This window comes from Mesorhizobium sp. M7A.F.Ca.US.014.04.1.1, assembly GCF_003998745.1.
Lineage (GTDB): Bacteria > Pseudomonadota > Alphaproteobacteria > Rhizobiales > Rhizobiaceae > Mesorhizobium > Mesorhizobium ciceri.
This window is the reverse complement of the sequence record NZ_RZRW01000175.1, coordinates 1-10,119: the sequence shown is the minus strand read 5'-3', so window position 1 is coordinate 10,119 and position 10,119 is coordinate 1. Positions and strand designations below refer to the sequence as shown.

Sequence of the window (10,119 nt, the reverse complement as noted above, 5' to 3'; positions counted from 1 at the left end):
TTCCTGCACGGCCAAGAGTGACGAGAACGACGGGAATTTTGATACCGGCAAAGCTTTTGACATCGAAGACATCGGATGGGGCAGGATCGATCGCCATGGCGAAATGAATGCGCTCATCCCGGTTGTCCCGACCGGCGGCCTGCAAATCCATGGCGTGAAGATCGACGCCGCTTTGCCTGACCCAGTCGCAGAGCGAGGCATTGAGCAGGTCCGTATCGCAATAGGCCGCCAGCAATTTCGGATCGATGCGGGCACCGGCTATCGCCAGCGCCGTGTTGCCGCCCATGGAAAGACCGAGGACGCCTACTTTGCCTTGTTCGAGGTGCCCTGCGAAGAAAGCGTCCTTCGCCGTCGCGGTCAGGGCAGCCGTGAGATCGGCGGGCCGCAACCAGAGTTTCATCGTCTCGGCGGCGGATCTGTTTTTCCCCGTATTTCCCGGGTGTGTGGGAGCGGCGACGACGAATCCCTGCCTGGCCAGAGGCGTTGCAATCCAGCTCAGGGCGTGTGGGGTTCCCGCCAGGCCAGCGCCATGCGAAAGCAGGATAAGCGGGAATTTTCCGCCAGCGATAGGCGCATCGCGCATGGCGGCCGTTCCGGCGAAAAGCGCGGTGTCGCCTGATATAACCATCTCGCCGCCCGGTTGCGCGGGATACCAGACCGTCACATCGAGATCGATGCCGCGCTCCTTGGATGGGGCAGGGAACTGACGAACGCCGACATTGTCGCCGGCGTCTGCGGGGTGTTGCATGAGCGCCGTGGAAACAGCGACGGCGCAGAGCATAGTCCAGAATTTCATTGAAATCTCCGTTGTCGAACGCGCCCTATAGGTGGCAAGGCCGGAGGCTACAGCGTCCGGGCAAGCTGGCGGTCATGTTCGATTGCAGTGTTAGCGACCCAATGTCAGCGGATCGGAGCGAAGTCCGCGACCTTGATCGCGATCAAGGACGTGCTTTATCGCGATTGAGTACCGTTCAGTGCGGAACGGCGCTGCCGATTTCAGCCGCCCGCCGGTTCGCAAGCGAGGGCGCCGCGTCAGGCGCGTTCCGGTCCCGCCAGGCGAGCGGGGTCATATCGGTGACGCGGCGGAATTCGCGGTTGAAGTTCGACTTGGTCTGGAAGCCGACCGCAAACATGATCTCCGTCACGGACTGATCGGTCTCGCTCAGCAGCCGGCAGGCCTCGGTGATGCGGTGTCCGTTGACATATTGCGAGACGTTCCTGGCCGTGGCCCGGTTGATCGCCATTGAGATCTGCCGTGCTGGAATTCCGGCGCGCCGGGCAAGCCGGTTGAGGTTGAGATTGGCGTCGCGATATAGTTTTTTCTCCTGCATCAACTCGTTGACCCTGGCGATCGCATCGGCGTTCTCGCCGGCGTCGGGTGGGGACGAAGTCTCGACGGGCTCGGCGGCATTGAGCGGGACATGGCTTTGGCTGGCCGCAGCCGCCGCCATGCCGACAATGACGAGCATGAAAAGATTGCCGATGCCGATCACGGTTGCCGCGCGAGCGCCATGTCCCGACGCCAGATCGAAGGACACCAGCATGTCGACGGCTCCCGACAGGCACAGCGTAGCTGCCGCGAAAAGGATGGCCCTGTAGACCGGGACCGCGCCGTCGAAGGGCGCAAGGCGAAGCCCGTCGGCGCCGGAGCGAAGCAGCCAGAGAATGGCGGCGGCGTAGGTGAAATCGATTGATGTCAGCGCCACGTCGATCGCCTCGCGCCAAAAGATTATCAGCATGATGATGATGACCGCGGGTGTCGCGTGGAGCCCCAGCAGGGCCGGCCACCGGCGGTCGCTGGTGCGAACCAGGCTCGATACGCCGGCGTAGAGCAGAGACGGCATGATCGCGGCGGATACGGGGGCGATATAGCCGACTTCGCTGATGCCATAGCCCCAGCGCAGTCCGGTGAGCACCGATTGCAACGCTGCAACAAGGATCAGGGCGAGAAACGGCAGGTTCGGTGCTGCCTCATCCTGGCGGCTGGCGACGACCCAAAGCAGGATGAACAGCGACAGGGCGACGACGAAGGGTAAGGGAACAAACGGCATGGATCGGGTGCGGGCTCGCGTGTTGATGCGCGGCAGACCGTAGCCGATGTGATTTGATTCCCAAACTCGCTTGTGCCGTCTGCGTGCCGGCGATCAAGCTCAGGCGAACTTCACCAGCATCAGGCTGAAGCAGCCGATGAACAGGAAGGCCGAGAAGGCGAGCGCCAGCGGGCGCAGGCCGCGCGAGCGCAGCTGAGAGATGTCGGCCTGCAGGCCCATGGCGGCCAGGCCCATGGTCAGCATGATGGTGGTGGCGAGCGCCATTGCCGATTTCATCTCGGTGGGCACCGTGACCAAGCTGTTCAACGCCACGACAGCGACGAAGGCGGCGACGAACCACGGCATGGGCGGCCGCGCCGCCACCTCACTGCTGCTCCTGCCGCGCGCCATCAGGCCGAGCGCGACGACCATCGGCGCCAGCATGGCGACGCGGGTCAGCTTGGCGACGGTGGCGATCTCGCCGGACTGGGTGCCGTTCTGAAAGCCGGCGCCGATGACTTGCGCCACCTCGTGGATCGAGGCGCCGGCCCACAGGCCGAAAGCGTGCTGGTCGAGGCCGAGCATGGGCGCCATGAGTGGGAAGCCGAGCATGGCGACGGTGCCGAACAAGGTGATCGAGGCGACGGCGTAGGTGACGTCCTCGTCGCGCGCATCGGTGACGATGTTGGTGGCGACGATGGCCGAAGCGCCGCAGATCGAGGTGCCGGCGGCGATCAACTGCGCCAGCTTGGCGTCGACGCCGATCAGCCGGCCAAGCGTGATGGTGAAAACGAAGGTGGCGCCAAGCGTCGCCGCGACAATGCCGACGCCGCCAGCGCCGATCGAGACCACCTGGCCGAGCGTCAGCTGGAAGCCGAGCAGCACGATGGCGAAGCGCAACAGGCGCTTTTGCGAGAATGCGATACCGGCTTTGGCGTGCACGGGCGTGCCGAGCACGTTGGAGTAGATCATGCCGGCGACGACGGCGAGGATCATTGGACTGAACAGCGCGAAGCCGGAAACATTGCGCGCCGAGAAGGCGACGGCAGTGATCATCGTGACCAGCACGATGCCGGGGACGATGCCATTCCAGCTAAGGGATTTTCGCCCTTGCGCGACATCGGCAGGAAACGCGCTTTTTGGAATATCGTTCGCGAAGTGGGAAACGGAAGACAATGCAATGCTCCAGGCGAGTATGCCGGGAGAATGCCATTCCTAAACCAATCTTTCCAACGAATTATTTTCGTTAGAATGATCGATTTTTACGAACGATCCACGGGCGCTGCCGCGCAGACGTCGCTTTCTGGGCGACCTGGATTAAAGCTGCGCCTCGATCGCGGCCTTGTCGATCACCGACCAGACGTTCCTGATCCGGTCGTCGAGGAATTCATAGAAGACGTTCTCGCTGAAGGACACCTTCCTGCCGTTTATAGGGAGCCCGAAGAAGGTTCCCTTCGGCGTGCAGTTGAACTGAAGCCGGCTGGCTAGGAACGGCGGTTCGGCGATCAGCAACTGGATATCGAAATAGAGGTCTGGGATTTCCCGAAAATCGCGCTCCAGCATGTCCTGGTAACCCGACAGTCCGACGCGGTCGCCATTGTAGTGCACCTCGTCATGAACGAAGCGATGCAGCTTCTGCCAGTCCTGATTGTTGAGGCAGGCGATGTAGCCTCGATAGAGGTCGGTCACGGTCACGGCGATGGCTCCGGTGCTGATGCCCGCCATATTGCGACAGGGCTGAAGGCCAGGACGTACAATAAAAGCAACACATAGCGGGCCGTAGTCCTGTTGCCAGTGCCCAAGTTCAGGGAACAATTCCGAATTCGTGTCCGCTCATCACCTGGTCCAACGCACGCTGATCAACGTGCTCGCTGTCAACCGAGGCCTCAAGTTGGGTCAACGGTGCTTGCAGCGTCCAGGTGACACCGTGGCTATCATGCTCGAGAACACCGGTGCCGCTCACCGCGGCTGGAGCGACGCGCCGCAGCACCACGCTGCCGAAACCACCATGGCCGATCGTCTGTACTTCAGGACCATCTCTCTCTTTCCAGATCAGCTGGAACTGTTTCTGGCCGACCAGTCCGGTTACCTTCCATTGCACCGTTATCGTTCCCTCTGCGGCCGAAAGGACGCCGTATTTAGCGGAATTGGTCGCGAGTTCATGAAACGCTATGCCGAGGTACTGGACGGCATTGGGGCTCAGCGTCAGGGAAGGGCCCGACATTGAGATCCGCTCCTCGTTGCCGAACGGTTTGGCCTGCGCAAGCAGCAGTTCGAAGATCGTGGCGCCCTTCCAGTCGCCGGAAACCAGAAGGTCATGCGAGAGCGACAACGCCATGATGCGCTCGCGCACCTGACGTTCGAACTGGGCCGGCGTCGATGACCGCTTGCTGGTCTCCCGGATCATCGAGATGATGACGGAATACTGGTTCTTCACCCGGTGGTTGACCTCGCGCATCAGCATGCGGATGCGATATTCGTTCTCCTTGGCTACTGATATGTCGCGGGCGATCTTCGAGGCGCCGACGATCTGCCCGACGGCGTTGCGCACCGGCGAGATTGTCAGGGATACGGGCACAAGGCTGCCGTCCTTGCGGCGGCGGATGGTTTCGTAGGTCTCGACCTGCTCGCCTTTGCGGATGCGCTCCAATATGCGCGGCTCTTCGTCCAAATGGTCGTCCGGTATCAGCATAGTTACCGACCTTCCGATTGCTTCGTCGGCGGTGTAACCGAACAGACGTTGGGCGGCTGAGTTCCAGCTCCTGATGACTCCGTTCAAATCCTTGCTGACGATGGCATCGAAGGAAGACTCCACGATGGCTGACAGATGATGCCTGGCCTCGTCGGCATGATGGCGGTCAGTGAGATCGAACAGCATATTGACGGCGCCGACCAGTCTGCCCTGCTCGTCATGAAGCGGTGTGGGATAGGGAAGGAACGGCACACGCGTGCCGTCCGGGCGTTGGGAGATAGCCGACTGGTTTCTGACCGGCCGGTTCTCCTTTAGCGCGACAGCCATCGGGCATTGGTCATGCGGCAACACTTCACCGTCGGTCGTGAACAGCTTGTGCGTCACACACCATTGGTCTTTTCCGAGCTCGGGTTCGCGCCCAGCGAAATCTGCCGCGGCCCGATTGAAATAGGTGATCTTGCCTTCGGTGTCGGTGGTGTAGATTGCTACGGGAAGATTATCGAGGATTTGGTGGGGCAGATCAAAGGTCGAGCTCGAGGTTTTCGTCACTTGCGCCACGTATAGGAGTTCCAGTTAACCGCAGTGAACGCGGTGCCGCGGAAATGGTTCCGCGACCATTTCCGGGGATAGTCACCGCAGGCGGCGGCGAGTCAAAGCCGGGTGGAAGCTGCTCACCGACTTACTCCTTGCCCCGGTAGCGCAGCGCGTCGACCAGCAGCGAGAAGGCCGGCGTGGCTTGCCGGCGGCTGGGGTAATAGAGATGGTAGCCGGGGAAGGGCCCGCACCAGTCGGCGAGCACACGCACCAGCCGGCCGTTGGCCAGATGGGCCGTCACCTGCTCCTCAGGCAGATAGGCAAGGCCGAGGCCGGCGAGCACCGCGTTCATGCGCAGAGCGGCCGTGTTGAACACAAGCTGGCCTTCGACCCGAACCTTCAGCTCGCGTCCGGCCTTCTCGAACTCCCAGGCATAGAGCCCGCCATAGGTGGGCAGCCGCAGATTGATGCAATTGTGGGTGGTCAGGTTCTGCGGCGTGCGCGGCTTTGGTCGGGTAGCGAAATAGGCTGGCGAGCCGACCACCGCCATGCGCATGTCGGGGCCGATGCGCACCGCGATCATGTCGCGCGCCACCTGTTCGCCCAGCCGCACGCCGGCGTCGAAGCGCTCGGCGACGATGTCGGTCAGTCCATAGTCGACGATGATCTCGACCTTGATGTCGGGATAGTCGGGCAGCAGCGGGGCGATCGCCGGCCACAGGACCGCATCGGCGGCGTGCTCACCGGCGGTGATGCGGATGGCGCCGGCGGGTTTTTCCCGCAATGCGCTCAAGGCAATGAGCTCGGTCTCGATCTCGTCCAGCCGCGGCCCGACGGTGCGAAGCAGCCGCTCCCCGGCTTCGGTGGGCGACACGCTGCGCGTGGTGCGGGTCAGGAGCCGTACACCCAGCCGCTCCTCCAGCGCCCGCACCGTGTGGCTGAGCGCCGATTGGGAAACCCCGAGCTTGGCCGCCGCCCTGGTGAAGCTTTCCTCGCGCGCCACAGCGAGGAAGGCGGTTAGCTCGTTCAGGTTGTCACGTGGCATTCATGAGCCCCCTTCATAAGATCATGCTGGATATAGCACCTAATCGGCACCAATCGCAGACCCTAGATAGGCGTTATCACACCGGGCACCTCCGGCCGTCTCTAAAGCCGGGCGGTCGTGTCATGGCTGTTGCCAGGAAGGGACAAAACCATGGACATCACGCGAAACGGCTCTCAGGCCTCGGCCAAGGGATCGGCCGACTATTTCACCGGTGCGGTGCGCATCGACGCGCCGTTCAAGGGCAGCGAGCCCGCCCGGGTCGGCGGCGCCACCGTGACTTTCGAGCCCGGCGCGCGCACCGCCTGGCACACGCATCCGCTCGGCCAGACGCTGATCGTCCTCTCGGGCGCCGGCCTGGCGCAGCGCGAGGGCGGCCCGATCGAATCGATCCAGCCCGGCGACATCGTCTGGTTCGCGCCCGGAGAGAAGCATTGGCATGGCGCCGCGCCGACCACGGCGATGAGCCACATCGCTATCGCCGAAGCGCTCGACGGCAAGGTCGTCGACTGGTTGGAGCATGTCAGCGACGAACAATACGGGATTTGACCAGGTATCGGCGCGTGGCGCCGAGTTCAACGCCCGAACTCTACGAAGGAGACCAACATGACCGATGTTCCAAGGCTGAAAAGCCCATTCTCCGATATCGCTCCCGCGCTTGGCAGATACAGCCCTGGATCGTTCCGATCCCCGGCACCACCAAGCTCAATCGCCTCGAAGAGAACATCGGATCGGTCACTGTCGCGCTGACGGCGAACTGCCGACATCGAGAACGCGGTCTCGGCGATCGCCGTACAGGGAGCGCGCTATTCTCCGCAACAGGAAGCAAGGATCGATCGCTAGAGCCAGGCGCAGGCTGAGGGCACTCGACGACCGGGTAGCCATTCCGGCCGACGGCGCAGGAGTTGAGGGGATCGTGCGCGGATCGGGTGGCAGCGTTTCAGTTTGAAATTTGGCCTTCTGCGAACTCGCGTCTTGCGGCCGTGAAAACCTCGCGGGCAGCATCCGCATTCATGACGGCGATTGCCAGCCCAATGACGATATCGGGCCAGGCCGAATTCCACACGAATGCGGTGACCAGGGCAGCGGCAATGATTGCCACATTGGCCAGGACGTCGTTGCGCGCCGACAGGAAGGCGGCGCGGGTGAGGCTGCCGCTGTGATGGCGATAGCGAGCGAGCATGAGCGCGCACGACAGGTTGACGAGCATCGCGCCAGCCGCCGTGAGCGTTAGCGGAACGAGAGCTGGCGGAATTGGAATGTTGAATTTCTCCCAGGCTGTCCAAAGGGTCGCCAATGCGGGGATCAGAAGTATCCCGGCCAGCGCCATTCCGAGCCGCGCTCGATTGCGGACGGTCCAGCCCAACGCGACCATGATCAGGAGATTGACGGATGCGTCCTCCAGAAAATCGATGCTGTCCGCGAACAGCGATACCGATCCGATCCAAACGGCTACGGCAAATTCGATCCCGAAATAGGCCAGGTTCAGGATGGCCACCATCCGCACCGCTTTGTTCAGCGTCCCGGTCATAGTTTGCCCATCGATTAGCTGCCGTTGGCACAAAGCATATAGCGATTCTATGCCCTGCGGGCGCGAGGACCAGAACCTTGTCGCCGATGCGAGACACTGTCGATCGAGCGGTCGCCTTGACATCGCCGCGCTTCCTGTTCCAACTTGGCGCCATGTTCGTTTTCGCGCCCGCCAACACCAAGCGACGTCGCCCCTGCACAGTGCGGAGCGGCAAGCTGATTGCGCGACGACAAAGACCGGCAGGATAGACCCGGTTCTTTCGTTTCCAGCCCCGCCCGCGAAACCGCCGGCGGGATTTTTCATGTCTGGAGCAGTTTGATGACCAACAATTCTTCCATCCGGCTTCGGCCGGCCGCGCCCGCTGACGCCGCCGCGATCCGGGATATCGTGCGCGCCGCCTATGCCAAATGGGTAGCGGTGATCGGCCGCGAGCCTCTGCCGATGCGCGCCGACTACGAGAAGGCTGTTGCCGAGCATCCGTTCGATCTCGCCGTCGAGGATGATCGGATCGTGGGAATGATTGAAACCATGCTGGCCGAGGATCATCTGTGGATCGAGAATGTCTGTGTCGCACCGGATGCGCAGGGCAGGGGGATTGGCCGGCTGTTGCTGGAGTGGGCCGAGCGCAAGGCGATCGAGTCGGGCCGCGACGAGCTTCGCCTGCTGACCAATGGCGCGTTCGAGGCGAACGTATCGCTCTACAAGAGGCAGGGCTACATAGTGGATCGGGACGAGCCGTTCATGGGCGGCATGACGGTCTATATGAGCAAGAGGCTAGCGGGATCACCGGCGATCTGAGGAAGGATTTCGATAATGGCTGCCAAGGTCAAGCTTAAGCAACTCCCGGGGTCTTACGCGGTTTCCCGGCTGGCGGCGGGCGAAACCATTCCCGGTTGGGCGGACGGACCAGGCTTCGTCAGCATCACAAGGACCGACGACGAGCTTTCGATCGTTTGCCTGCAGGACCGCGTGCCGCATGCCGTCAAGCAGGATATCGACTGGGTGGCCTTCAAGCTCCTGGGCCCGTTCGCCTTCGACGAAACCGGTATCGTGCTGTCGGTCATCAGGCCGTTGTCGGAAAACGGGTTGGGCATCTTCGTGGTGTCCACTTTCGATGGCGACCATCTCCTGGTGAAAGCCACGGATCAGGCCGCGGCGAGGCGGTTTCTGGTCGAGGCCGGGCATACCTTGCTGTAGTCCATCCTCACCAAGCCGGTTGCTGCCCAACCGCTCTGGCTCAATCACTGCCGCACTGGCTCAACCACTTCGGGGGTTGTGTTTGACAGCGGCGTTTGTGCATCGTTATCTCCAGCCAGATATGACGGCCCGGCGCGACCATGCGGCCAAGGAGAAAACCATGTCACACAATCTGCAGTTCTACATCGATGGCGCGTGGGTCGATCCTGTTGTGCCCAACCCATTGGACGTCATCGATCCCTCGAATGAGGACGCTTTTGCGCAGATTTCGCTCGGCTCCAAGGCCGATGTCGACAAGGCGGTGGCTGCCGCCAAGCGCGCCTTCAACGGCTTTGGTTTCACCGAAGTTAGCGAGCGGCTCGACCTGTTGAATCGCATCATCGCGGTCTACAAGAAGCGCAGTGGCGATCTTGCGGTTGCCGTGTCGCGCGAGATGGGCGCGCCGCGCCAGATGGCGTTGGACAGCCAGGTCGGCATTGGGCTGGCGCATCTGACCCAAATGGCCGAGACGCTGAAGGCTTTCGAATTCCGCCACGTGAAGGGCAATCATCTCGTGGTCAAGGAGCCGATCGGTGTCGTCGGGCTGATCACGCCGTGGAACTGGCCGCTCAACCAGATCACCTGCAAGGTGGGTCCGGCGCTCGCCGCCGGCTGCACCATGGTGCTCAAGCCATCCGAGATCGCGCCGCTCGACGCCATCATCTTCGCCGAGATCCTCGACGAGGCCGGCGTGCCGAAGGGCGTCTTCAACCTCGTCAATGGCGACGGACCGGGCGTCGGCCAGGCGTTGTCCAGCCATCCTGACATCGACATGATGTCGTTCACCGGTTCGACCCGCGCCGGCATCCTGGTGGCCAAGGCCGCTGCCGACACGGTCAAGCGCGTGCATCAGGAGCTTGGTGGCAAGTCGGCCAACATTCTGTTCCCCGACGTCGACCTCGCAAGCGCGGTCAGCAAGGGCGTGGCCGGTTGCTTCAGCAACAGCGGCCAGTCCTGCAACGCGCCAACGCGCATGTTCGTGCCGCGCGAGCGCCATGACGAGGCGGCCGGCTATGCCAAGGTTGCGGCGGAAAAATTCACCGTCGGGCCGGCC

The 10,119-nt window shown here is 62.5% G+C and carries 11 protein-coding genes; 4 read left to right on the top strand and 7 right to left on the bottom strand.

Annotated features, from left to right (window positions below):
• The 6 genes from EOA22_RS14095 to EOA22_RS14070 form a co-directional block, all read right to left on the bottom strand.
• Positions 1-796: alpha/beta fold hydrolase (locus EOA22_RS14095; protein WP_127390037.1), on the bottom strand; the 796-nt coding region annotated here is incomplete at its 3' end.
• Between the two features lie 175 nt (positions 797-971).
• Positions 972-2,051, bottom strand: coding sequence for an AraC family transcriptional regulator (locus EOA22_RS14090; protein WP_063168665.1), 1,080 nt, complete (start codon positions 2,049-2,051; stop codon positions 972-974).
• A gap of 99 nt (positions 2,052-2,150) precedes the next feature.
• Positions 2,151-3,206, bottom strand: coding sequence for a YeiH family protein (locus tag EOA22_RS14085; protein WP_063168664.1), 1,056 nt, complete (start codon positions 3,204-3,206; stop codon positions 2,151-2,153).
• 141 nt (positions 3,207-3,347) lie between these two features.
• Positions 3,348-3,725, bottom strand: a complete 378-nt coding sequence (locus EOA22_RS14080; protein WP_024501791.1) for an ester cyclase — start codon at positions 3,723-3,725, stop codon at positions 3,348-3,350.
• A gap of 109 nt (positions 3,726-3,834) precedes the next feature.
• A complete protein-coding gene (locus EOA22_RS14075; RefSeq protein ID WP_013530540.1) occupies positions 3,835-5,280 on the bottom strand; it encodes a PAS domain S-box protein in 1,446 nt (481 codons plus the stop codon).
• 121 nt (positions 5,281-5,401) lie between these two features.
• A complete protein-coding gene (locus tag EOA22_RS14070; RefSeq protein WP_063168663.1) occupies positions 5,402-6,301 on the bottom strand; it encodes a LysR family transcriptional regulator in 900 nt (299 codons plus the stop codon).
• A gap of 150 nt (positions 6,302-6,451) precedes the next feature.
• On the opposite strand from EOA22_RS14070, the gene EOA22_RS14065 reads away from it, so the two are divergent.
• Positions 6,452-6,847 (top strand): cupin domain-containing protein, encoded by a 396-nt coding sequence (locus EOA22_RS14065; protein ID WP_027160872.1) that lies wholly within the window; start codon positions 6,452-6,454, stop codon positions 6,845-6,847.
• A gap of 391 nt (positions 6,848-7,238) precedes the next feature.
• On the opposite strand, the gene EOA22_RS14055 is transcribed toward EOA22_RS14065, so the two are convergent.
• On the bottom strand, positions 7,239-7,829 hold the full coding sequence (locus EOA22_RS14055; RefSeq protein WP_063168662.1) for a cation diffusion facilitator family transporter: 591 nt from the start codon (positions 7,827-7,829) through the stop codon (positions 7,239-7,241).
• A gap of 318 nt (positions 7,830-8,147) precedes the next feature.
• On the opposite strand from EOA22_RS14055, the gene EOA22_RS14050 reads away from it, so the two are divergent.
• The 3 genes from EOA22_RS14050 to EOA22_RS14040 form a co-directional block, all read left to right on the top strand.
• Positions 8,148-8,627 carry a GNAT family N-acetyltransferase gene (locus EOA22_RS14050; protein WP_024501788.1) on the top strand — a complete coding sequence of 160 codons (480 nt, stop codon included), beginning with the start codon at positions 8,148-8,150 and terminating at the stop codon, positions 8,625-8,627.
• A gap of 15 nt (positions 8,628-8,642) precedes the next feature.
• Positions 8,643-9,026 (top strand): ACT domain-containing protein, encoded by a 384-nt coding sequence (locus EOA22_RS14045; RefSeq protein ID WP_063168661.1) that lies wholly within the window; start codon positions 8,643-8,645, stop codon positions 9,024-9,026.
• Between the two features lie 160 nt (positions 9,027-9,186).
• Positions 9,187-10,119: aldehyde dehydrogenase family protein (locus EOA22_RS14040; RefSeq protein ID WP_127390036.1), on the top strand; the 933-nt coding region annotated here is incomplete at its 3' end.